Annotated in this window: 23 protein-coding genes; 12 read left to right on the forward strand and 11 right to left on the reverse strand. The window is 60.3% G+C overall.

Features of this window, described 5'->3' with window-relative positions; genetic code table 11:
- Positions 1-6: 6 nt before the first annotated feature.
- The 9 genes from rlmH (at position 7) to lipA (ending at position 9,045) form a co-directional block, all read left to right on the forward strand.
- Complete coding sequence (gene rlmH, locus CE491_RS08215) at positions 7-474, forward strand: 23S rRNA (pseudouridine(1915)-N(3))-methyltransferase RlmH (RefSeq protein WP_110947853.1); 468 nt, start codon at positions 7-9, stop codon at positions 472-474.
- Between the two features lie 31 nt (positions 475-505).
- Positions 506-2,404, forward strand: coding sequence for a penicillin-binding protein 2 (gene mrdA / locus CE491_RS08220; RefSeq protein ID WP_110947854.1), 1,899 nt, complete (start codon positions 506-508; stop codon positions 2,402-2,404).
- A gap of 31 nt (positions 2,405-2,435) precedes the next feature.
- A complete protein-coding gene (gene rodA / locus CE491_RS08225) occupies positions 2,436-3,539 on the forward strand; it encodes a rod shape-determining protein RodA (RefSeq protein ID WP_199885031.1) in 1,104 nt (367 codons plus the stop codon).
- A gap of 17 nt (positions 3,540-3,556) precedes the next feature.
- Complete coding sequence (gene mltB, locus CE491_RS08230) at positions 3,557-4,567, forward strand: lytic murein transglycosylase B (RefSeq protein WP_110947856.1); 1,011 nt, start codon at positions 3,557-3,559, stop codon at positions 4,565-4,567.
- Entirely contained in the window at positions 4,567-5,595 is a 1,029-nt protein-coding gene (locus CE491_RS08235) for a septal ring lytic transglycosylase RlpA family protein (RefSeq protein ID WP_110947857.1), read from the forward strand. Before mltB ends, CE491_RS08235 begins: the two co-directional genes overlap by 1 nt.
- 205 nt (positions 5,596-5,800) lie before the next feature.
- A complete protein-coding gene (locus tag CE491_RS08240; RefSeq protein ID WP_110947858.1) occupies positions 5,801-6,961 on the forward strand; it encodes a D-alanyl-D-alanine carboxypeptidase family protein in 1,161 nt (386 codons plus the stop codon).
- Between the two features lie 98 nt (positions 6,962-7,059).
- The gene (locus tag CE491_RS08245; protein WP_110947859.1) at positions 7,060-7,335 is read left to right on the forward strand and encodes a DUF493 domain-containing protein; all 276 of its coding nucleotides are present in this window, start codon (positions 7,060-7,062) and stop codon (positions 7,333-7,335) included.
- The gene (gene lipB, locus CE491_RS08250) at positions 7,335-7,982 is read left to right on the forward strand and encodes a lipoyl(octanoyl) transferase LipB (RefSeq protein WP_110947860.1); all 648 of its coding nucleotides are present in this window, start codon (positions 7,335-7,337) and stop codon (positions 7,980-7,982) included. Before CE491_RS08245 ends, lipB begins: the two co-directional genes overlap by 1 nt.
- Position 7,983: 1 nt before the next feature.
- Complete coding sequence (gene lipA / locus CE491_RS08255) at positions 7,984-9,045, forward strand: lipoyl synthase (protein ID WP_110947861.1); 1,062 nt, start codon at positions 7,984-7,986, stop codon at positions 9,043-9,045.
- Positions 9,046-9,265: 220 nt separating this feature from the next.
- Here the strand turns inward: lipA and CE491_RS08260 are convergent, their stop codons facing one another.
- From CE491_RS08260 to leuS, 5 genes are all read right to left on the reverse strand, one after another.
- Positions 9,266-10,600: a lytic murein transglycosylase gene (locus tag CE491_RS08260; RefSeq protein ID WP_110947862.1), complete on the reverse strand. Its 1,335-nt coding sequence runs from the start codon at positions 10,598-10,600 to the stop codon at positions 9,266-9,268.
- 89 nt (positions 10,601-10,689) lie between these two features.
- Positions 10,690-10,848 (reverse strand): alternative ribosome rescue factor ArfA, encoded by a 159-nt coding sequence (arfA, locus tag CE491_RS08265; RefSeq protein ID WP_110947863.1) that lies wholly within the window; start codon positions 10,846-10,848, stop codon positions 10,690-10,692.
- A gap of 266 nt (positions 10,849-11,114) precedes the next feature.
- A complete protein-coding gene (holA, locus tag CE491_RS08270) occupies positions 11,115-12,152 on the reverse strand; it encodes a DNA polymerase III subunit delta (protein ID WP_110947864.1) in 1,038 nt (345 codons plus the stop codon).
- 41 nt (positions 12,153-12,193) lie between these two features.
- Positions 12,194-12,799 carry an LPS-assembly lipoprotein LptE gene (locus CE491_RS08275; RefSeq protein ID WP_110947865.1) on the reverse strand — a complete coding sequence of 202 codons (606 nt, stop codon included), beginning with the start codon at positions 12,797-12,799 and terminating at the stop codon, positions 12,194-12,196.
- Between the two features lie 88 nt (positions 12,800-12,887).
- Positions 12,888-15,494 (reverse strand): leucine--tRNA ligase, encoded by a 2,607-nt coding sequence (gene leuS / locus CE491_RS08280; protein ID WP_110947866.1) that lies wholly within the window; start codon positions 15,492-15,494, stop codon positions 12,888-12,890.
- A gap of 441 nt (positions 15,495-15,935) precedes the next feature.
- Between leuS and CE491_RS08285 the strand changes: the two genes are divergently transcribed.
- Both CE491_RS08285 and CE491_RS08290 read left to right on the forward strand, forming a co-directional pair.
- Positions 15,936-16,319 (forward strand): hypothetical protein, encoded by a 384-nt coding sequence (locus tag CE491_RS08285; protein ID WP_110947867.1) that lies wholly within the window; start codon positions 15,936-15,938, stop codon positions 16,317-16,319.
- Positions 16,320-16,405: 86 nt separating this feature from the next.
- Complete coding sequence (locus tag CE491_RS08290) at positions 16,406-17,167, forward strand: YdcF family protein (protein WP_110947868.1); 762 nt, start codon at positions 16,406-16,408, stop codon at positions 17,165-17,167.
- A gap of 147 nt (positions 17,168-17,314) precedes the next feature.
- Here the strand turns inward: CE491_RS08290 and lnt are convergent, their stop codons facing one another.
- From lnt to miaB, 5 genes are all read right to left on the reverse strand, one after another.
- Positions 17,315-18,835, reverse strand: coding sequence for an apolipoprotein N-acyltransferase (gene lnt, locus CE491_RS08295; RefSeq protein WP_110947869.1), 1,521 nt, complete (start codon positions 18,833-18,835; stop codon positions 17,315-17,317).
- Between the two features lie 28 nt (positions 18,836-18,863).
- The gene (locus CE491_RS08300; RefSeq protein ID WP_110947870.1) at positions 18,864-19,706 is read right to left on the reverse strand and encodes an HlyC/CorC family transporter; all 843 of its coding nucleotides are present in this window, start codon (positions 19,704-19,706) and stop codon (positions 18,864-18,866) included.
- Between the two features lie 5 nt (positions 19,707-19,711).
- Positions 19,712-20,212, reverse strand: coding sequence for an rRNA maturation RNase YbeY (gene ybeY, locus CE491_RS08305; protein ID WP_110947871.1), 501 nt, complete (start codon positions 20,210-20,212; stop codon positions 19,712-19,714).
- Positions 20,205-21,209 (reverse strand): PhoH family protein, encoded by a 1,005-nt coding sequence (locus CE491_RS08310; protein ID WP_110947872.1) that lies wholly within the window; start codon positions 21,207-21,209, stop codon positions 20,205-20,207. The genes ybeY and CE491_RS08310 overlap by 8 nt, the downstream gene beginning before the upstream one ends.
- Positions 21,210-21,495: 286 nt before the next feature.
- Positions 21,496-22,824 (reverse strand): tRNA (N6-isopentenyl adenosine(37)-C2)-methylthiotransferase MiaB, encoded by a 1,329-nt coding sequence (miaB, locus tag CE491_RS08315; RefSeq protein ID WP_110947873.1) that lies wholly within the window; start codon positions 22,822-22,824, stop codon positions 21,496-21,498.
- A gap of 135 nt (positions 22,825-22,959) precedes the next feature.
- Here miaB and CE491_RS08320 point away from each other — a divergent pair, with 135 nt between their 5' ends.
- Positions 22,960-23,286, forward strand: a complete 327-nt coding sequence (locus tag CE491_RS08320) for a DUF1820 family protein (protein ID WP_062384926.1) — start codon at positions 22,960-22,962, stop codon at positions 23,284-23,286.
- Positions 23,287-23,309: 23 nt separating this feature from the next.
- Here CE491_RS08320 and CE491_RS08325 read toward each other — a convergent pair whose 3' ends face one another.
- The gene (locus CE491_RS08325; RefSeq protein WP_110947874.1) at positions 23,310-23,873 is read right to left on the reverse strand and encodes a tetratricopeptide repeat protein; all 564 of its coding nucleotides are present in this window, start codon (positions 23,871-23,873) and stop codon (positions 23,310-23,312) included.
- Positions 23,874-23,918: the final 45 nt, after the last annotated feature.

Genomic DNA, 23,918 nt, shown 5'->3' on the forward strand with positions numbered 1-23,918 from the left:
CTCATTGTGCGTCTGCGTCTGATTGCTGTCGGTTCACGCATGCCCAAGTGGGTGGAAGAAGGCTGGCACGAATATGCCAAGCGTCTGCCATCGGAGCTGGCGCTGGAGCTGGTGGAGATTGCGCTCAACACCCGTGGCAAGAACGCCGACGTGGCCCGTCTGATCCGTCAGGAAGGCGAGGCCATGCTGGCCAAAGTGCAGCCGGGCGAGCGGATTGTCACGCTCGAGGTTCATGGCAAGCCGTGGAGCACCGAGCAACTGGCAGGGGAGCTGGACCGCTGGCGCCTGGATTCGCGCACGGTGAACCTGATGGTGGGCGGTCCGGAAGGACTGGCGCCGGAAGTCTGCGCCCGTGCCGAGCAGCGCTGGTCGTTGTCGCCTTTGACGTTACCGCACCCGCTGGTGCGCATCCTCATCGGTGAGCAGATTTATCGTGCCTGGACCGTATTGTCCGGTCACCCTTATCACAAGTAGCGCCGCTGCCTTCACTGTGAACACGCCCTAAATGTCTCAGCCGATTCGCCTGAAAGATCACGAAAAGGACGCACGCCTGGTGCGCAGCCGGGTCGTGGTCGGTGCAGTAGCGGTGATCGTGCTGATCTGCGTGCTGGTGGCTCGGCTCTACTTCCTGCAGGTCATCCAGCATGACTATCACTCGACCCTGTCGGAAAACAACCGGGTGCATGTGCAGCCGATTCCGCCGAGCCGGGGGCTGATCTTCGACCGCAACGGCGTGGTGATCGCCGATAACCGTCCCAGCTTCAGCTTGAGCATGACCCGCGAGCGTTCCGGTGACTGGGCGCAGGTGCTGGACACCATCGTTCAGGTGCTGGAACTCACCCCGGACGACCGGATTATCTTCGAAAAACGCATGAAGCAGGGACGTCGGCCGTTCGAGCCGGTGCCAATCCTCTTCGAGTTGACCGAAGAGCAGATCGCCCGGATCGCGGTCAACCAGTTCCGGCTGCCGGGCGTCGAAGTGGTCGCGCAACTGGTGCGTCACTATCCGCAGGGCGAGCATTTCGCCCACTCGGTCGGCTACATGGGGCGCATCAACGAGAAGGAGCTGAAAAGCCTCGACTCAGTGAATTACAGCGGCACCCACCACATGGGAAAGACCGGTATCGAGCGCTTCTACGAGCCCGAGCTGCATGGTCAGGTCGGCTATGAAGAAGTCGAGACCAACGCCCGCGGGCGGGTGCTGCGGGTTCTGAAACGTACCGATCCAGTACCGGGCAAGGACATCGTTCTGAGCCTGGACATTCAACTGCAGGAAGCCGCCGAAGCTGCGCTTGCCGGACGCCGTGGCGCGGTCGTAGCGCTGGACCCGAATACCGGCGAAGTGCTGGCGATGGTCAGTCAGCCGAGCTTCGACCCGAATCTGTTCGTCACCGGTATCAGCTTCAAGGCGTACTCCGAGCTGCGTGATTCGGTGGACCGGCCGCTGTTCAACCGTATTCTGCGCGGCCTTTATCCACCGGGCTCGACCATCAAGCCGGCCGTGGCCATCGCGGGCCTGGATAGCGGCGTGGTGACCGCCAGTACCCGCGTGTTCGACCCCGGCTATTACATGCTGCCGAACTACGATCACAAATACCGCAACTGGAACCGCACCGGCGACGGCTGGGTGGATCTGGACACGGCGATCATGCGTTCCAACGACACCTATTTTTACGACTTGGCGCACAAGGTTGGCATCGATCGGCTGTCTTCTTATCTGAACAAGTTCGGCATCGGGCAAAAGGTTTCGCTGGACATGTTCGAAGAGTCGCCGGGCCTGATGCCGTCTCGCGACTGGAAACGCATCACCCGCCGTCAGGCTTGGTTCCCGGGCGAGACACTGATCCTCGGCATCGGCCAGGGCTATATGCAAGCGACGCCGCTGCAACTGGCTCAGGCTACGGCGCTGGTGGCGAACAAAGGCAAATGGAACCGTCCGCACCTGGCCAGGACCGTCGAAGGCCAGAAGCCTGTGGATGAAAACCCCATGCCGGATATCGTCCTGCGCGACCCGTCCGACTGGGCCAAGGTCAACCACGGTATGCAACAGGTCATGCACGGCGCTCGGGGCACTGCGCGCAAGGCAGCGATCGGCGCTCAATACCGCATCGCAGGCAAGAGCGGTACGGCGCAGGTCGTCGCCATTCGCCAGGGCGAAAAATACGATCGTTCGAAACTGCAGGAACGCCACCGCGACCACGCCTTGTTCGTGGGCTTCGCGCCAGCGGACAGCCCCAAAATCGTCGTTGCGGTGATGATCGAGAACGGTGAGTCCGGCTCCGGTGCTGCCGCGCCTGTCGTGCGTCAGGTCATGGATGCCTGGCTACTGGACCCTCAGGGTCGTCTGAAACCCGAATACGCCAGCAATACACTGCCTCCGGAGACCGCGGCCCGTGAAGAGTAATTTCGACCGCATCCTCTCCAGCGAAGATGTGATGCGCCGTCGCGCCACCTTCCTGCAAAAAATCCATGTGGATGGGCCCTTGCTGATCCTGCTGCTGACGTTGGCCGCAGGCAGCCTGTTTGTCTTGTATTCGGCCAGCGGCAAAAGTTGGGACCTGCTGATCAAGCAGGCCACTTCATTCGGCATCGGGCTGGTGTCGATGTTCGTCATCGCCCAGCTGGAGCCACGTTTCATGGCGCGCTGGGTGCCGATTGCCTACGTCCTCGGCGTGCTGTTGCTGGTAGCGGTGGACGTCATGGGCCACAACGCCATGGGCGCCACGCGCTGGATCAACATTCCGGGAGTGGTCCGCTTCCAGCCTTCGGAGTTCATGAAGATCATCATGCCGGCGACCATTGCCTGGTACTTGTCCAAGCGCACCTTGCCGCCGCATTTGAAGCATGTGGCGTTGAGTCTCGGGCTGATCGGCTTGCCGTTCATTCTCATCGTGCGCCAGCCCGACCTTGGCACCTCGCTGCTGATCCTCGCTTCCGGGACCTTCGTGCTGTTCATGGCGGGCCTGCGCTGGCGGTGGATCATCGGGGTCGTCGCGGCAGCCGTGCCGGTTGCGGTGGCGATGTGGTTCTTCTTCATGCACGACTACCAGAAGCAGCGAATCCTGACTTTCCTTGACCCGGAAAGCGACCCGCTGGGCACGGGCTGGAACATCATTCAGTCCAAGGCGGCGATCGGTTCTGGCGGGGTCTTCGGCAAGGGCTGGCTGCTGGGCACCCAGTCGCATCTGGACTTTCTGCCAGAGAGCCATACCGACTTCATCATTGCGGTACTCGGCGAAGAGTTCGGGCTGGTGGGCATCTGCGCGCTGTTGCTGATCTATCTGTTGCTGATCGGTCGCGGGCTGGTGATCACCGCTCAGGCGCAGACGCTCTATGGCAAGCTGCTCGCGGGCAGCCTGACCATGACGTTTTTTGTTTATGTTTTCGTCAACATCGGTATGGTCAGCGGTCTGCTGCCGGTCGTGGGGGTGCCATTGCCCTTCATTAGCTACGGCGGAACTTCGCTGGTTACGCTGCTGTCAGCGTTTGGGGTTTTGATGTCGATCCATACGCATCGCAAATGGATCGCTCAGGTTTGATTAAGGTGAACAACTCAATGCAAGTAGTGCGTGGCTGGGCTGCTCGATATGCGCCGCTGGTCGGTCTGATGGGCATCCTGGGCTCAGTGCAGGAGTCGCTTGCCGGTGACTATGAAGGCTCGCCTCAGGTCGCCCAGTTCGTCAGCGACATGACCCGCGATTATGGGTTTGCAGGCGAACAGCTGATAGAAATCTTTCGAGGTGTCGAGCGTAAGCAGTCGATTCTGGACGCTATTTCCCGTCCCGCCGAACGGGTGAAACCGTGGAAAGATTACCGCCCGATGTTCCTCACCGATGCGCGTATAGCGCGTGGCGTTGACTTTTGGCGGCAGCACGAAGTGGCCCTGGCCCGTGCCGAACAAGAGTATGGTGTGCCCGCGCAAATGATTGTCGCGATCATTGGTGTTGAAACATTTTTTGGGCGAAATACCGGAAATTATCGGGTGATCGATGCATTATCGACGCTGAGTTTCGACTATCCTCCGCGCGCCGATTTCTTCCGCAAGGAGCTTCGCGAGTTCTTGCTGCTGGCGCGTGAGGAGCAGGTCGACCCGCTGACGCTCAAGGGTTCGTATGCCGGCGCGATGGGTTTGCCGCAGTTCATGCCGAGCAGCTTCCGCGCTTATGCAGTGGATTTCGACGGCGACGGCCACATCAATATCTGGAACGACCCCGACGATGCGATCGGCAGTGTTGCCAGCTATTTCAAACGTCATGGCTGGGTCGCCGGTGAGCCCGTGGTCAGTCAGGCGAGCGTGCGCGGCGAGCAATTCGAAGACGGATTGAGCCCGGGAATCGAGCCGGTGAAGACCGTCGGGGAGTTGCGAGCCTTGGGGTGGGCGAGTCATGATGCGCTGCGCGATGATATGCCGGTCACGGCGTTTCGCCTCGAAGGCGATAGCGGCCCTGAATACTGGATGGGTTTGAAGAATTTTTACGCGATCACGCGTTACAACCGCAGCGTGATGTACGCCATGGCCGTGCATCAGCTGTCTGAACTGCTTGTTCAAGCTCGGGGCGTCAAGTAATGCGGTCATTGCCGATCAAACAACCATTGAAGCTGATGGCCTTCGCGGCGCTGACATTGCTGGTCGTCAGTTGCTCCACCAGTCGACCGACGCAGCAGGGCAACATCATCCGCGCGCAACCGGGGCTGGACATCAACCGGGCGCATAAAGACGGTGCGCCTTGGTGGGACGTCGACGTTTCACGCATCCCCGATGCCGTCCCGACCCTGCACACCGGTCCTTACAAGGCCAATCCGTACACCGTGCTGGGCAAGACCTACTTTCCTCTCAGCGATTCCAGCACCTATGCGCAGACGGGTACGGCGTCCTGGTACGGCACCAAGTTCCACGGGCAGAACACCGCCAATGGCGAAGTGTATGACCTGTACGGCATGAGCGCGGCGCACAAGACGCTGCCGTTGCCAAGTTACGTCAGGGTGACCAACCTGGACAACAACCGCACTGTGATCCTGCGGGTCAATGACCGCGGTCCGTTCTATTCGGATCGCATTATCGATTTGTCCTACGCCGCTGCCAAAAAGCTCGGCTATGCCGAAATCGGCACGGCTCGGGTCAAGGTCGAGGGCATCGACCCTGCGCAATACTGGGCGCAGCGTGGTAAACCGGCGCCGTTGATGCTCGATCAGCCGCAAGTGGCCAGCAACCCGCCGCCTCGTCAGCCTGTGGCAGCGCCAGTGATCACCGCATCGGCAGGCACCATCGAGCAATGGACGCCGCCACCGCAGCAGCATGCCGCGCCGGTTTCGCCGGTTCCGATCGACGCAAAAAAAAACGCTTCCGGACAAGCGTCTGGGCTGTTTCTCCAGGTGGGAGCCTTCGCCAACCCGGACGCTGCGGAACTCCTGAGGTCGAAACTGAGCGGGATGGTTCGGGCCCCGGTTTTCGTCAGCTCGATAGCGCGCAATCAACAGACGCTCTATCGCGTGCGGATGGGGCCAGTCGACACGCCGGGTGAAGCCCAGCAACTGCAGAACAGCGTAAGGTCGGCCAATCTGGGCTCGCCGAGCGTGGTGACATCGGATCAATAAGTCCGACCAGTACTGAATCATGGTTCGAACTTCGTCAGCGAGGTCGAATCGAAGTTGCCTGGCAGTCGACTTGCCGCCAGAGCGAGCGTTGTCAGCAGCTTTTCACGGGGGCATCTGTAGAATGTCACCCCGTTCGCCAGGGTAGCCTGGCATTACCGCTTTGCCCGCGAGGGCATGTTTGCCCATTAGCATTTTCGAGAGACGGATGAACATCACCACCTTTGCAAAACGCCTTTGCCTGCTTATTCCGCTATTCACCGCGCCTGCCGTGTTCGCGGCTGAACAGATGACGCCATCGCCACCGCAATTGGCTGCCAAGGCTTACGTGCTGATGGATGCCAACAGCGGCAACGTCCTGGTCGAAAACAACGGTGACCAGCGCCTGCCTCCGGCCAGTCTGACCAAGCTGATGACGGCTTACATCGCCACGCTGGAGATCCGTCGCGGCCAGATCGGCGAGAACGATCCGGTGACCGTCAGTGAGAACGCCTGGCGCACCGGCGGCTCGCGGATGTTCATCAAGGTTGGCAGCCAGGTGACTGTCAGCGACCTGCTGCACGGCATCATCATCCAGTCGGGTAACGACGCCAGCGTCGCGCTCTCCGAGCACATTGCCGGCAGCGAAGATGCATTCGCCGACATGATGAACAAGACCGCAGGCGATCTGGGGATGGTCAACAGCCACTTCATGAACCCCACCGGCCTGCCGAACCCTGATCACTACGCCACCGCCCACGACATGGCGCTGCTGGCCCGCGCGATCATCCATGAAGACCCGGCTCACTACGCGATCTACTCGCAGAAAGAGTTCTTCTGGAACGGCATCAAACAGCCGAACCGCAACCTGCTGCTGTGGCGTGACAAGACCGTCGACGGTCTGAAGACCGGTCACACCGAAGAAGCCGGCTACTGCATGGTGTCCTCGGCCGTTCGTGATGGCATGCGTCTGATCGCCGTGGTATTCGGTACCAACAGCGAACAGGCTCGCGCTGCCGAGACCCAGAAGCTTTTGACTTACGGTTTCCGTTTCTTCGAAACCCAGACCTTCTATCAGAAGGGCACCGAACTGGCCCAGGCTCCGGTCTGGAAGGGCACCGAGCGTCAGGTCAAGGCCGGCCTGGCTGACGATCTGTCCATGACCATGCCTAAAGGCGAGATCAAGAAGCTCACCGCCAGCATGACCATCAACCCGAAACTGGTTGCGCCAATCGCCAAGGGCGACGTGATCGGCCAGGTTGACGTGAAGCTGGACGACAAAGTCGTGCGCACCGCTAATCTCATCGCCATGGACGCCGTTGAAGAAGGTGGTATCTTCCGCCGCCTGTGGGACAGCGTTCGCATGTTCTTCTACAGTCTGTTCACCTGATCACCTATTGATCACTGACTGACTGTTGCTCCGTACGCCCCTGCCGCTGATCGCGGTGGGGGACTGTCCGTTTTCCGGCTTACGAGGCCGTTACTGCCATGACAGATTCCGAAGTTAAAGCACCAAAAATCGAATTCCCTTGTGCCGACTATCCGATCAAGATCATCGGCGACACCGGCGTGGGCTTTACAGATACAGTCATCGAGATCGTCCGGAAACACGCGACGATCCTTCATGAGAAGCAGGCCGAGCGCCAGAGCAGCAACGGCAAATACACCACGTTGCAGCTGCATATCGTCGCCACCGGGCAAGACCAGCTTTACGACATCAACAGCGAGCTGCGCGCTACGGGCAAAGTGCACATGGTGCTGTGATGGGCGAGCGTTTGGGCTTTCGCGATCTTGGATTGATCGATTACGAGCCCACATGGCAGGCCATGCAACGCTTCACGGACGGTCGTGGTCGCGACACACCCGATGAAGTGTGGTTGGTGCAGCACCCCCCGGTTTTCACCCAGGGACAGTCCGGAAAGCCCGAGCATCTCCTACTTCCGGGTGATATTCCGGTGGTACAGGTCGATCGCGGTGGCCAAGTGACTTATCATGGCCCCGGTCAACTGGTGGCGTATCTGATGCTGGATGTGCGTCGCCTGGGTTTTGGCGTGCGCGAACTGGTGACGCGGATCGAGCACAGCCTGATCGAGCTGCTGGCCAGTTACGGCGTAACGGCAGCGGCCAAACCCGAAGCGCCGGGGGTCTACGTCGACGGAGCGAAGATTGCTTCTCTGGGCCTTCGCATCCGTAACGGCTGTTCGTTTCATGGACTGGCGCTGAATGTCGACATGGATCTGGACCCGTTTAAACGGATTAATCCCTGCGGGTATGCGGGGCTGGCAATGACCCAGCTACGTGAACAGGCAGGCCCGATTGAATTTGCCGAGGTTAGTGCCCGGCTGCGTGCGCAGCTCGTCAAACACCTCGACTACGCTGAGCAGACGACCCTAACGGGCGGAATCGACTGATATGACTACTGTGACTGAGGCGGCGGGCATCGCTGTGAAAACAGAGAGCGCCGTGCAAACCCTGATCCCGACAGTGAACGTGGCCACACCCGAGCGTGCGGCGCGTCCCAAAGTGGAAGCCGGCGTGAAGCTGCGCGGCGCGGAAAAAGTCGCGCGCATCCCGGTGAAGATCATTCCTACGGTGGAACTGCCGAAGAAGCCGGACTGGATTCGCGTCCGCATTCCGGTCTCGCCCGAGGTCGACCGTATCAAGGCTCTGCTGCGCAAGCACAAGCTGCACAGCGTCTGCGAAGAAGCATCCTGCCCGAACCTGGGCGAGTGCTTCTCCGGCGGCACGGCGACCTTCATGATCATGGGCGACATCTGCACCCGTCGTTGCCCGTTCTGCGACGTTGGTCATGGCCGTCCAAAAGCGCTCGATGTGGATGAGCCGAAGAATCTGGCCGTGGCCATCGCTGACCTCAAGCTCAAATATGTGGTGATCACCTCGGTAGACCGCGACGACTTGCGTGACGGCGGTGCTCAGCATTTTGCCGACTGCATTCGCGAAATCCGCGCGCTGTCGCCGAACGTGCAGCTGGAGACGCTGGTTCCGGACTACCGCGGCCGCATGGACATCGCGCTGGAAATCACCGCCGCCACGCCACCGGATGTGTTCAACCACAACCTGGAAACCGTGCCACGCCTGTACAAGGCCGCGCGTCCTGGTTCCGACTACCAGTGGTCGCTGACCCTGCTGCAGCGCTTCAAGGAAATGGTCCCTCACGTACCGACCAAATCCGGCCTGATGCTGGGTCTGGGCGAGACCGATGAAGAAGTCATCGAAGTGATGCAGCGCATGCGCGAGCACAACATCGACATGCTGACCCTTGGCCAGTACCTGCAACCTTCTCGCAGCCACTTGCCGGTTCAACGCTTCGTGCACCCTGACACCTTCGCCTGGTTCGCCGAGGAAGGTTACAAGATGGGTTTCAAGAACGTGGCGTCGGGTCCGCTGGTGCGTTCTTCGTACCACGCCGACGAACAGGCCAAGTTGACCAAGTCATTGCTGACTGCAGGCTGATGGGGTGTCGACCCCGGACGCCGACCGTCCGGGGCTGCATTACCACGCCGAGCGTGGGAGCGATCATACAAAACGGGCCGGATATCACTATCCGGCCCGTTTTTTATTGGAGTACCAACATAACTGTATGAGCGCGCTTGCCCGCGATGCGGATGTACCCATCAGCATCGATATCGCAGATGCACGCCCTCGCGGGCAAGCGCGCTCCTACAAAAGCTGCTCAGGGCTTGCGCAGACTCTCCAACAACTCCTGCGTCGGATAACCATCTGCCGGCCAGCCGAACGATTGTTGTGCACTGCGAATGGCCTTGCGCGTATTGGCACCGATGATCCCGTCTGGAGCGCCGGCATCGTACTGGCGGGCCGAGAGCAGGGTTTGTAGCTCGATACGCTCAGAACGGCTCAAAGGGCGGTCGCCGCGAGGCCATTGGCCCAGCACGTAGCCGCCGCCGGTAAAGCGCTCCGACAACAGGCCAATCCCCAGGGCATAAGAAGACGAATTGTTGTACTTCAAAATCGCTCGGAAGTTGTCCATCACCAGAAATGCCGGGCCTTTGTAACCGGCGGGCAGCAACAGGGCGGCCTGCTGTTGCAGCAGATTGGTGGGCAGCGCTGAGCCATTGGGCAGGTTCAGGCCCAGCTGCTGCCATTCGGCAACGGTCTTGCGCGTCGAGGCGTCGGCCAGGGCGTAATCGAAGCCCTGACGCAGCTGCACCTCAAAGCCCCAGGGCTGCCCCTTCTGCCAGCCAGAGCTTTGCAGGTAGTGCGCAGTCGAGGCCAGGGCGTCGATTGGGGAGTTCCAGATATCGCGGCGGCCATCCCCGTCGAAATCCACGGCATGGGTGTTGTAAGTGGTGGGAATGAACTGCGTCTGCCCCATCGCTCCAGCCCACGAGCCCAACATGCTTGGCGCGTCGATGTCGCCGTGCTGGATGATTTGCAGCGCAGCGATCAACTGGTCCTGCGCGAACTGTGGACGGCGACCTTCGTAAGCCAGCGTCGCCAGCGAGCGGATGACCGACTGCGTACCCTGGAACTGGCCAAAGCTGCTTTCCATGCCCCACACGGCAATCAGCGCCTGGCGATCGACGCCGTAGCGTTGTTCGATCTGAGTCAGCGTGTCGGCATATTGCGCGAGCAATGCCTGGCCCTTGCGCACTCGGACGGCAGACATGGCGCTGTCGAGGTATTCCCACACCGGGCGGGTGAACTCGGGTTGACTGCGGTCGGCCTTGACCACGCTCATGTCCGGCGTCACACCTGCGAAGGCCTTGTCGAACACATCCGGGCGAATGCCCGCGCTCAACGCTTGCGAGCGGAAACTGCTCTGCCATTCGGCAAAGCTCATCGCAGGCTGGATTTCGAAGTTGGCGTCGTCCGGTTCGGCGACTGCGCCGGACGGCGTCGGCGTGGCTTTCGCGGCATTCAAAGGGGCGGCTTGAAGCGGGGTGGCGATGGCGGCGGTAGGTTGCTCCGCGCAGGCGACCAGCACAAAGAGGCTGGAGGCGGCGATCAGTTGGCGGACATGCCAACGACGGGGGAAGCTAAAGGGCATTCTGGCGTCCACAGGGATAAACCGTAAGGTGCAGACCTTAACATGCCGACCCAGCCGGCGGGGCGCCGGTCAGTAACCTGAAGTTTTTTTCAGGCCGCCATAACGGAAGAAGCCTCCCAGTTTTTCGACTGGAAGGCTTCGCGGCGGTAGCTGCCTTTGCCCTTGGCGGGTTGTTCCTGACGGCTGCGGAACAGTGGCTGGGCGACGATGGATTTAGCCTTGTTCGGCCGCTTTGTGGCTTTGCTCATGGCGGTACTCTCTATGGGCTCTCAGGGGGGGCGGCGGAGATAATCGGACAGATCGTGAGCAGCGTCTAATTGATCTGTGCTATCGCCAGTCCGACATGTTGCTCTCTGGGCGCTGGAGATGGCGCGGCATTAGATCTGCATCCGGCGGATATATAGCGGCGAATACGGAAATCGTAGGAGCGCGCTTGCCCGCGACAGGGTATGACATTCACCACATCAATGTCTGATGGCGCATCGCGCACTCCTACAGTTGATGTTGTCGCGATTTACTCCGACGGTAACGCCAGCCGCTGTCCTGCCATCTGCAAGGACAAGCGGCTCAGGCTGTTCCAGACCGAGCCTTCGGCTTGACCCTTGATTTGCGCGTCGATGTGCTGGGCGTCCATCAGCAGTTGGCCCCAGCGGCGGGCGGAATGCCGTTGCAGGGCTTTGCTCATCAGCGGTTTGCGCTTGTCCCAGATCGGCGGGCGGGCCTGACTGAATGCCTTGTCCAGCGGCACGCCTTGGCTGTATTGCAACGCCAGGTTGGCCAGCACGCGCAACTCTCGCGACAGTGCCCAGAGGATCACCGGCGGCTCGACACCTTCACCGCGCAAGCCTTCGAGCATGCGCAATGCGTGAGACGCTTCGCCATTGAGGATGGCATCGGTCAGGCCGAAGACGTCGAAGCGCGCGCTGTCAGCCACGGCTGCCTGCACGGTTTCGACAGTGATCTGCCCCTGTTCGGCCATCAGCTTGAGTTTTTCGATTTCCTGAGCAGCGGCGAGCAGGTTGCCCTCCACGCGAGCGGCAATCAGCTCGACGGCATCAGGGCTGGCGGCCAGCCCGGATTGCGACAGACGCTGACGAATCCATTGCGGCAACTGGCTGGCATCCACCGGCCAGATCTGCACGAACTGGGTTTGCGCACCTTCGACCAGCGCCTTGCCCCATTTGGTCTTCTGCGCAGCGCCGTCAAGCTTGGGCAGGCTGATCAGCAGCAAGGTGTCTTCGGCAGGGCGGCTGCAGTATTCGAGCAGCGCGGCAGCGCCTTTATCTCCCGGCTTGCCGGATGGCAGGCGCAGTTCCAGCAGGCGGCGTTCGGCGAACAGTGACATGCTGGCACCGGCCTGCAGCAAGCTGCCCCAGTCGAAATTGGCGTCGGCACTGAACACCTGACGCTCATCGAAACCTTGTTGCCGGGCTGCGGCACGAATGGCGTCGCAGGCTTCCTGGCATTGCAGCGGATCATCGCCGCTAACGATGTAGACGGGTGACAGTGCACCCTGGAGGTGTTTGGAGAGCTGAGCGGGGGCGAGTTTCATCGGTCAGAAAAATCAGGGCCGGCGAACCGGCCCCAATGCCATCACTTGGACGGGATTTCGATCGGAGACTGTTGTGGTGTCTCGTCGCGAATACGTTGAGCAGCGGCTTCCGCATCGGCTTGCGCACGAGCAGCGGCGTCAGCCTTGGCTTGCAGCTCGTCCAGGCGCTCCGGCGTCAGTTGTTGCAGGCGGGCGACCAATTTCTGTACCAGATCGCTGCGCATTTCCTTGCGGACCTGGTCGGCTTCCTGGTCCGAACCGATCAGGTTGTTGCCGTCATGCACGAAGACTTTGGTCGATTGCACGTTGTCATCCAGCAGCAGGACGTCCTTGGTGCCGTGGATTTCGTATTGCAGAACCGTGGTCAGCTCGTACTCGGCCGAACGGCCGGAACCTGCGTAGCTGGCGGTACGCTGGGTTTCATCTTCGCGGGCCAGGAACAGCTTGTACTGAGCACCGGTGTAGACGTGCACGCCGCTGTTGCTCAGGGTGTTTTTCAACTGGGTGACGACTTCGCCGTAGGCGTCACGGGCGCTGACATCCAGCTCCTTGATCGACAAGGCGTTGGTGCCGGTGCCGCGCAGCTGGAAACCGCAGGCGCTCAGCAACACCGCGAGGCCCATTACCAGCAGATTGCGTTTGATCATCTTGTTGTTCCCCTTGAATCCGTTTGAGCCCTGAGTGCGGGCTCTGGAAGTGTTTTCAGCGCCCGGCAGTGCCGGGCGCCCGATCCATTCAGCTGGCGACGATATTCACCAGTTTGCCCGGCACCACGATCACTTTGCGGATCGTCAGGCCGTCGATGAAGCGCAGCACATTTTCGTTGGTCCGTGCGGCAGCTTCGACTTCCTCGCGGCTGGCGCTGGCAGGCATTTCGATCTGGCCGCGCAGCTTGCCGTTGACCTGTACCACCAGTTGCAGCGTGTCTTGCACCAGTGCGGACTCATCGACAACCGGCCAGGCCGCGTCGATCACAGGATCCGCATGACCCAGTGCAGTCCACAATTCATGGCTGATGTGCGGGGTGATGGGGGCCAGCAGCAGAGCGACGGTTTCCAGGCCTTCCTGCAACAGCGCGCGATCCTGCTCCGACGCCTGTGGCGCTTTTTCCAGCACGTTCATCAGCGTCATCACCTGGGCGATGGCGGTGTTGAATTTGTGGTGCTGACCGACATCCTGACCGGCTTGCCTGATGGCCAGATGAGTCGCGCGGCGCACGGCTTTCTGCTCGTCGCTCAATGCGTTCCTGTCCAGAGCGGCCGGCCGGCCAGCGCTGACGTGGGCCTGAGCCAGACGCCAGACGCGCTTGAGGAAACGGTGAGAACCTTCGACGCCGGAGTCGGACCATTCCAGGCTCATGTCAGGCGGCGAGGCGAACATCATGAACAGACGGCAGGTATCGGCGCCGTACTGGTCGATCATCGATTGAGGGTCGACGCCGTTGTTCTTCGACTTGGCCATCTTCTCGATGCCACCGATTTCCACCGGCAGACCGTCGGCAATCAGCTTGGCGCCGATGATCTTGGCCTTGCTGTCGCGTTCGAACTCGACATCGGCCGGGTTGAACCAGATCTTGCCGCCGTTGGCTTCGAGGCGATAGAACGTCTCGGCGACCACCATGCCCTGAGTCAGCAGGTTCTTGAACGGCTCGTTGGAGCTGACCAGACCTTCGTCACGCATCAGTTTGTGGAAGAAACGTGCGTAAAGCAGGTGCAGGATGGCGTGTTCGATACCACCGATGTACTGATCGACAGGCAGCCAGTGGTTGGCGGCTTTCGGGTCGACCATGCCGCCTTCGTAGTGAGGCGAGGCGTAGCGGGCGAAGTACCACGACGACTCCACGAAGGTGTCCATGGTGTCGGTTTCGCGTTTGGCCGGGGCGCCGCATTTCGGGCAGCTGCACTCGTAGAACTCGGGCATGCGCGCCAGTGGCGAACCGGCGCCGTCCGGCACCACGTCTTCCGGCAGCTTGACGGGCAGTTGGTCTTCAGGGACCGGCACGTCGCCGCAAGCGTCGCAGTGGATGATCGGGATCGGGCAGCCCCAGTAGCGTTGACGGCTGATGCCCCAGTCGCGCAGACGGAATTGGGTGCGCGACTTGCCGAGTTCTTTCTTGATCAGGGCGGCTTCGATAGCGTCGAAGGCACCGGCGAAATCCAGGCCGTCGAACTCGCCGGAGTTGATCAGCTGACCGTGCTCGTTGTACGCATCCTGCCAAGGGGCGGGCGTTTCATCACCCGCGCTGGTGCGTACCACCGCCTTGACCGGCAGATTGTATTTAATCGCGAATTCGAAATCGCGCTCGTCGTGGGCCGGTACTGCCATCACGGCGCCGTCGCCGTAATGCATCAGTACATAGTTGGCGACCCACACCGGCAATTTTTCGCCGGTCAGTGGGTGCTCGACGAACAGTGAGGTCTGCAGGCCTTTCTTTTCCTGCGTGGCGACGTCGGCTTCGGCGACGCTGCCGCTTTTGCATTCATTGATGAAGGCTTGAAGCTCAGGGTTATTCTGTGCGGCTAACGTCGCGAGCGGATGCTCGGCGGCAACGGCCACGTAGGTCGCGCCCATCAGCGTGTCAGGGCGGGTGGTGAAGACTTTCAACGCACCGGCTTCGCCGATCGAGGCTTGGTCGTACGGGAACTGCACTTCCATGCCGCGGGATTTGCCGATCCAGTTGCGTTGCATGGTCTTGACCTGTTCAGGCCAGCCCGGCAACTCGTCGAGGCTCTCCAGCAGCTCATCGGCGTAGGCCGTGATCTTGAAGTAATACATCGGGATTTCGCGTTTTTCGATCACCGCGCCCGAGCGCCAGCCGCGGCCATCGATCACTTGCTCGTTGGCCAGAACGGTCTGGTCGACCGGGTCCCAGTTCACGGTGCCGTTCTTGCGGTAGATCACGCCTTTTTCGAACAGGCGAGTGAACAGCCATTGTTCCCAGCGGTAGTAATCCGGCTTGCAGGTGGTGACTTCGCGCGACCAGTCGATCGCCAGGCCCAGGCTCTTGAGCTGGGTCTTCATGTAGGCGATGTTTTCGTAAGTCCACTTGGCGGGTGCGACATTGTTCTTCATCGCGGCGTTTTCCGCCGGCATGCCGAACGCGTCCCAGCCCATTGGCTGCAACACGTTCTTGCCCTGCATGCGCTGATAGCGGGCGATCACGTCGCCGATGGTGTAGTTGCGCACGTGACCCATGTGTAGCTTGCCGCTGGGGTAAGGGAACATCGACAGGCAGTAGTAGGTGTCCTTGCCTGGCTGTTCACTGACTTCAAAAGACTTTTGCTCTTCCCAGAAGGTCTGGGCGGCGGCTTCGATTTCGCGGGGCTGATAGAGTTCGTGCATGGCTACTTTTGACTAGAGATTGGTGACCCTTGACCTCTTCGCTGCAGTTGCGGCCTGATGACCGTCGCTTGTCAGGCTGTGCCTTTGGCAACGCGACGGGTTCGAGTCCGGTTGAGCGGAAGTGGAATTACAGGAAGCGCCGTAGCATACATGAGGGCGGAGTTCTGAGGGAAACCCTGATTGCGCAGGCCCGGCACGACAAATAGCTGCGCTCGATCATGTTGCGTTAAAAGCAGGGTCGCAATGCTCATTTAGCGGCCTAAAGTCGAACGCGACCCCGGCCGTTGCTCGCCTGCTTTTGCCTTGCCTGATCATCGCTCGCCTGTTTTTCGTACCGGTCCCGATAAGCCATCCGCCGTTGGTCGCGGCATCGCGCCGGTTTTCGCAGTGCCGCTAAGCTCATTGACGAGGGTATGTCTTTATCTTCAGTGAGGTGAACGGATGGCAGAGCTGCGGCACCAAGTAAACAAGAAACCTGATCTGTATGACCGTTTGATCGATCGTCTGGGGCTTGCCCTTGATATGGCGAAAACAGCAGTCCGGCTTCGCAATGAATATCCCGCTGAACTGGAACTGCGTGGGTTGAGTCACGCCGAGTTTCAGTTCATCGAAGCGTATCTGGATAGAACCGATAGCAACGAAGCCGTCGTAATCGAAGATTCACTAAACACAAAGAAGGGGAGTTCCAGCACTTCACGGGAGCCTTCGGAGCCGGTCCGCGCCCCGCGCCCCTCGGCTAATGTCATCTGGCTGAAGGATCAGCGTCGCGCCAAGGTGTCGGCAAAGTTGAGTCGCTACAGTTCCAGTAAACATTTCAAGCGGTAACCATTACGGGGCTTTATCCCGTTTGATTAAGCATTGTTGCTTAGCGTCAATCCTTCTAGGCTTCGGGCATCTTCTGGAGATGCTCGATGCCTTTTCGCTATTTCATCAAGAACCTGCTCCTGCCGCCCGGCCTTTTTCTGCTGCTTCTTTTGTTTGCCTGGTGGCTGCGAAACGTCAGGCCCCGGTTGGCGCGGGCGCTGTTCGTGGTCGGGGTGGGCGGCATGTGGCTGATGAGCTTGCCGGTGATGGTGGAATGGTCGGCCAAGGGGATCGAGAGTATTCCTCCTTTGGCGCAGAGCGAGTGGTCAATGCTTGCGCAGCGGGCCGATGCGATTGTGGTGCTGGGTTCCGGTCGTGAGCGCAACGATCCGAGCTGGGGCAGCGATATACCTAGCGGCGTGGCGCTGGAGCGCATGCGCTATGCGGCGCGTCTGTCCAAGGCGTCGGGCCTGCCGATCCTCACCACGGGCGGGCTGCACTACGGCGAGCCACCCAGTGAAGCGGCGATCATGGCTGACTCCTTACGCGATGACTTCGGTGTGAGCGTGCGTTGGCAGGAAGGGCAGAGCCGCACTACCTGGGAAAACGCCACGATGACCGCTGCAATGTTGCAGCCATTGGGCATCAAGCGTGTCGTGGTGGTGACTCAGGCCTGGCACATGCCGCGTTCGGTGTGGAGCTTCGAGAAAGCCGGCTTCAGCGTCGTGCCCGCGCCCGTTGGATTTCTGAGCAGCGACAACGCCAGACCCTTCGGTGGCTGGATCCCGGAATCCAAGGCCGTCTGGCAGATGGGACAGCTGTTGAATGAGGCGGTGGGGTGGTTGGGGTATCAAGCGTTTTATCGGTGATCACGCAAAGTAACTGATGACACGAAACCCGTGGCAGTGAGCTTGCTCACGAAGGCTTAGGTACGGCCACCAGCAATGCTGTGAATGTACTGGCCTCTTCGTGAGCAGCTCACTCCCACAATGGATTTGTGGCAGTCAGGTTCTGCGTCAAACCGTTTTGGATATCCTGCTCGCCAGCAGCGCCCAGCCAATCAACAGCACCGACAAAATGATCAGCGGCCACGAACGCCAGTGCAGGTACGGCGTGAGTTTGTGCATGGGCGTGACTTCGCCGTACATCACGGCGCGCTCGAACTGCGGCACGGTGGTGGTGATCTTGCCGAACGGGTCGATCAGCGCACTGACCCCGTTGTTGGTCGCGCGGATCATCCAGCGCCCGGCCTCAAGTGCTCGCATCTGCGCCATTTGCAGGTGCTGCAGCGGGCCGATAGAGGTACCGAACCAGGTGTCGTTGCTTACCGTCAGCAGCAGATCACTCTGCGCGGACAATCCGGCGGCGAACTCCGGGTATACCACCTCGTAACAAATGAACGGCGCAATCTGGTAACCCTTGGCCTGCAGCAGGGGCTGTTCGGCTGGGCCGCGCGCGAAGTCCGACATCGGTAGATCGAAGAAGGTGATCACGCCACGGAGCAGGTCCTGCAAGGGTACGTACTCGCCGAAAGGCACCAGTTTCTGTTTCAGGTAGGTGCCATCGCCTTCGCCAGTCACGGTAATCGCGTTGTAGTAACGGTACTCGCCACGGCCACCTTTCTGCCGCAGAGGAACGCCGGTGATCAGAGCCGAATCGCGATCAGCGGCGAATTTGCTCATCATCGACAGATAACCCTCGACCGACTCCTTGAGCACCGGCACGGCGGTTTCCGGCCAGATGATCAGATCGGCCTTTTGCGAGGTGAACGTCATGTCGCGGTACAAGGCCAGCTGAGCATTCAGCGCGGCCGGGTCCCACTTCATGCTTTGCTCGACGTTGCCCTGCATGGCGGCGACTTTCAGGGGCGCGCCGGACGCCTCGGTCCAGGCATGGCTCTTGAGCGCCACGCCGACAACCCAAGGGGCCAGCAGCAAGAGGATCCCAGCGGCGAGAAAGCTCTTGCGCGTACGCAACCGGGGCAGGTTACACAGCAACGCGGCGGTCAGCGCCAGGCTGAACGAGATCAGCCACATGCCGCCCAGTGGCGCCAGGCCTTTGAGCGGGCCGTCGAGCTGGCTATAACCCGAATAGAGCCAGGGAAAGCCGGTGAGGAACCAGCCGCGGAACATTTCCTGGCCGAACCACAGGGCCGCGAACGCCAAGGCATCGGCCAGCGGCGCTTCGTTGCGGCGGATCCAGCGCGCCCAGAGCCAGGCGGGCAGAGCGAAGAAGAAGGCAACCGAGGCGCAGAACAGCACCATCAGGAACCCGGCGAGCCAGACCGGCGCTTCGCCATAGGTATGAATGCTGACGTAGATCCAGCTGGTGCCGCCGCCGAACAGTCCGAAACCGTAGCACCAGCCGCGCCAGAGGGCCTGGCGGGGCGTGAGATCACGCAGCCCAACATAGAAGACCACCAGCGCCACGATCGCCAGTGGCCAGATATCGAATGGCGCCAGCGCCAGGGTGATCAGCGCACCAGCCACCATGGCCAGCAGGTTACCGGGCCAGCCGGGACGGGTGATCCAGCGCATTTACAATCCTTAATAACGAATTACGACTTTACGAGCGGGAGATCGGACTCAGACGCAACAGATGAATACGACGGCTGTCGGCGTTCAGGATGCGGAAACGATACGCGCCGATTTCGGTGATTTCATTACGCTTGGGCAGATGCCCGAACGCATGCATCACCAGACCGCCGACGGTGTCGAATTCGTCATCGGAGAATTCGCTGTCGAAGAACTCGTTGAAGCTCTCGATCGGCGTCAACGCCTTGACCAGGAAGTCGCCGCTTGGCAGCGGTTTGATGTAGCTGTCTTCCTCGACGTCGTGTTCGTCCTCGATGTCGCCGACGATCTGTTCCAGCACGTCCTCGATCGTTACCAGCCCCGCCACGCCGCCGTACTCGTCGATGACGATGGCCATGTGGTTGTGGTTGGCGCGGAATTCACGCAGCAACACGTTCAGGCGTTTGGATTCCGGGACGAAAGTCGCCGGGCGCAGCAGGTTCTTGACGTCAGCGGCACCGCCGTCCTCCTTGAGGATCAAGGGCAACAGGTCCTTGGCCAGCAGCACGCCAAGCACGTCATCGTGACTTTCGCCGATGACCGGGTAGCGTGAGTGCGCCGAGTCGATCACTGCGGGCAGGAATTCGCGAGGGCTCTGGCTGGCCTTGATGCTGATCATCTGCGAGCGCGGCACCATGATGTCGCGCACCTGCAGGTCTGCGACTTGAATGGCGCCTTCGACGATGGCCAGCGCTTCGCTGTCCAGCAGCTTGTTCTGATGGGCTTCGCGCAGCAGCTCAAGCAGCTCCTGGCGGTTTTTCGGCTCATGGGCAAATGCCTGGGTCAGTTTGCCCAACCATGACTTTTGCCCATTGCTCGATCGGTCTTCGCTCATAGCCCTTACTCGTGGTCCTTGCCGGGTGTTTCTGTAGGTGGTGTGCCAACGATTTCATCGTCGGCGTAGGGATCGGGATAGCCCAACTCTGCAAGCAACTCTCGTTCCAGCGCTTCCATCTCCTCGGCTTCGTCATCGTCGATGTGATCGTAGCCCAACAAATGCAGGCAGCCATGAATCACCAGATGCGCCCAGTGTGCGTCCTGCGTCTTGCCCTGTTCGGCAGCCTCGCGGGCCACGACAGGGGCGCAAATCACCAGATCGCCCAGCAACGGGATATCGAGGAGTTCATCGGGGACGTCGGCAGGGAACGACAGCACGTTGGTGGCGTAGTCTTTGTGCCGCCAGGTGTGGTTCAGTTCCCGGCCTTCGACTTCATCGACCAGGCGAATCGTCATTTCCGAATCAGCCGAGCGCTGGCGCAGGCCCATTTCGCACCAGAGGCGGAACTGGGCTTCGCTCGGGGCGCTGGCTTGAGAGGCGACTTGCAAATCCAGCTCAAGCATCGCGGCGGTTGTCCCGTGAGCCGCTCTGATCGTTGCGTTCCTCGAAGCGCTCGTAGGCTTCGACGATGCGCTGCACCAGCGGATGGCGCACGACGTCCTTGGGCTTGAAGTGGGTGAAGCTGATGCCCGGCACGTCCTTGAGCACTTCAATAACGTGGGTCAGCCCGGATTTGGTGCCCTTTGGCAGGTCGATCTGGGTGATGTCACCGGTGATCACGGCGGTAGAGCCAAAGCCGATACGGGTCAGGAACATCTTCATCTGCTCGACGGTGGTGTTCTGACTCTCATCGAGAATGATGAAGCTGTTATTAAGGGTGCGGCCGCGCATGTAGGCCAGCGGCGCGACTTCGATCACCTGTTTTTCGATCAGCTTGGCCACGTATTCGAAGCCCAGCATCTCGTACAACGCGTCGTAAAGCGGTCGCAGATAGGGGTCGATCTTCTGCGCCAGATCACCGGGCAGGAAGCCGAGTTTTTCGCCCGCTTCGACCGCCGGGCGAACCAGCAGGATGCGGCGGATCTGCTCGCGCTCCAGCGCGTCGACGGCAGCAGCCACGGCCAGGTAGGTCTTGCCGGTACCGGCCGGGCCGATGCCGAAGTTGATGTCGTTGGCGAGAATTTCCTTTACGTACCGCTGCTGATTCAGACCGCGCGGGCGAATCATGCCTTTTTTGGTACGCAGGGCTACGCCGACTTCGGCGGCAGGGTGGTTGTCCAGCGCTTCGACGCCGGATTCCTGCAGGAAAAGGTGAACCATGTCCGGCGACAGCTCGGTACTCTTGGTTTCCCGATACAGTCGGCGCAACAGGTTTTCAGCTGACGTGGTTTGTCTGGGTTCGCCGATCATCTCGAACTGGCCTCCGCGATTGCGGATCTCGATGTCCAGGCGTTGTTCGATCAAGCGCAAGTGCTCGTCGAACTGTCCGCACAGATTGGCGAAGCGGTGTGCCTCGATAGGTTCAAGGCTGAAACGATGTGGTTCGATAGGTGCGTTCAAAGTGGTTTTTAGCCGCCCGACGGCAGTGAATGTGAAACGAAGGATAACCCCTGTGGACAGTGTCCGAAAGGGCTCACTTACTAATGGTCGAACGGCGGCAGGATTCGCCTGTATTGCCAAACCCGGCACGACCTCTGTGGGCGTGAGCTTGCTCACGAAGGGGCCAGTACATCCGCAGCGAATGTATCGTCTTAAAGCCAGTCTTCGTGAGCAACCTCACTCCCACAGGTTATTGATGTGGCGGCCGCGCGATCAACAGTGTGCTGATACATGGGGGCGGCGCACGTTATTGCAACAACGACCCACGTAGCGAGTGCGGTTGCGCGCTGTCGATGTACACGTCGGCGAACTGCCCGATGAGCTTGGGGTTGTCGCAGCGGAAATTGACGATGCGATTGTTTTCGGTGCGACCTTGCAGCTCGCCAGGGTCTTTCTTCGAGTAGTCGGTTACCAGAATGCGCTGCACGGTGCCCGCCATCTTGCGGCTGATCTCGTAGCCCTGGCGGTTGATCAGATCCTGCAGCTGCTTGAGGCGCTCTTTCTTGGTTTCTTCCGGTGTGTCGTCAGCAAGGTCCGCCGCAGGGGTACCCGGGCGGGAGCTGTAGACGAAGGAGTAGGAGAAATCCATGCCCACGTCTTCCACCAGCTTCATGGTCTGCAGGTGGTCCTTCTCGGTCTCGCCGGGGAAACCGACGATGAAGTCCGAGCTGATGCAGATGTCCGGCACTGCCGCCCGCAGCTTGCGCAGGCGCGACTTGTACTCGAGGACGGTGTGATTGCGCTTCATCGCCGCCAGAATTCGGTCCGAACCCGACTGCACCGGCAAATGCAGGTGTTTGACCAGTTCCGGGACTTCGGCGTGGGCCTGGATCAGGCTGTCCGAAAACTCCAGCGGGTGCGAGGTGGTGTAGCGAATGCGGTCGATGCCGTCGATGGCTGCTACCACGCGGATCAGCTCGGCAAGGTCCGCCACACGGCCGTCGTGGGTCGTGCCGCGATAGCCATTGACGTTCTGCCCGAGCAACGTCACTTCACGCACGCCATTCTCGGCCAGGTGGAAGACTTCAGAGATCACATCATCGAATGGACGGCTGACTTCCTCGCCACGGGTGTAAGGCACCACGCAGAACGTGCAGTACTTGCTGCAGCCTTCCATCACCGACACATAAGCGCTCGGGCCATCGACACGAGGCTCGGGCAAGTGGTCGAACTTTTCGATTTCCGGGAACGAGACATCGACCTGCGGCAAGCGCGTGACGCGTGCGGCGTCGATCATTTCCGGCAGGCGGTGCAGGGTCTGCGGACCGAACACGACATCGACGTAAGGCGCGCGATCACGAATCGCCGCGCCTTCCTGACTGGCGACGCAACCACCGACGGCAATCACCATTTCCGGGTTCGCCAGTTTCAGCTCGCGCCAGCGGCCAAGCTGAGAATAGACGCGATCCTGCGCCCGCTCGCGAATCGAGCAAGTGTTGAGCAGGATGACATCGGCGTCTTCCGCGCGGGCGGTGACTTCCAGTGCTTGATGTTCGCCCAGAAGATCAACCATGCGCGAGCTGTCGTACTCGTTCATCTGGCAGCCGTGGGTTTCGATGTAAAGCTTCTTGGCCATGCGGGTTCGGATTCATCAGGTGATTCGAAGAACCGCGCATTATAGGGACCATGGCCACAGCTTCCTAGCGTTGCCTAACCAGCGGCATGCTATAGTTCGCGCCCTTTTCAAAACACCGATCATTGCCTGCCTGTTATGACCAAACGCGAAGCTCCAATCTACAAGGTGATTTTTCTCAACCAGGGACAGGTGTACGAGATGTACGCCAAACAGATCTACCAAAGCGATCTGTGGGGATTCCTGGAAGTGGAGGAATTCGTCTTCGGCGAGCGTACGACCGTGGTGGTAGACCCCAGCGAAGAGAAGTTGAAGGCACAGTTCGATGGCGTGGTGCGCAGCTTCGTGCCGATGCATTCGATCGTGCGTATCGATGAAGTCGAGCGCATGGGCACCGCGAAGATCAGCGAAGCGCGTCAGACCGGCAACGTCATGCCGTTTCCGATGCCGATGCCGGACAAATAAAGCCTGCGGAGCAGGCCAGGCAATCAGGGCTTGCTGGTATCAGGGAAGGGCGCGAAAGGTGTGCGCCCTTCGGCAGTTTGCAGCTCCAGCAGGTATTTGCGGAAGATTTGCCCCAGCACCTGGGTGGCGACTTCCAGATCTTCCTTCTTCATCTGCGCGGAAACTTCGTCGGCCTGATCCAAGGCATCTTCCGAGCCGTTGACCGCCGCCATCTTCAGCACGATATACGCCTGGATGTTATTGGCTTGCACGCCCTCACCACGGAAGAACATCAGACCCAGTTGATACTGTGCCTGCGCATGACCTTGTAACGAGGCTTGTTCGAAGTAGTTGAGTGCCTGGGTCAGATCACGTGGCGTATTCTTGCCGTCGTAATAGAACTGTCCCAACTCGTATTGCGCTTGCGCATCCCCGCCTTGAGCCGCCTGCTGGCAAGTCGACAAAGCGGCTGGCAGGTTGTCTGGCTGGGTATTCAGGGTGCAGCGACCCACCGCTGGTATTAACAACGAGTTGCCACCTGCATTCGCCAGCAGGGGATGAAGAAGCAACAGGCAGCCCAATGCAAGGGTGCGGCCGGTGCGATTCATGGAAGTCGACTTACCTCTGAAAAAGGTGCGGGCATGCCCGTCCAG

This window comes from Pseudomonas bohemica (genome assembly GCF_002934685.1).
GTDB lineage: Bacteria > Pseudomonadota > Gammaproteobacteria > Pseudomonadales > Pseudomonadaceae > Aquipseudomonas > Aquipseudomonas bohemica.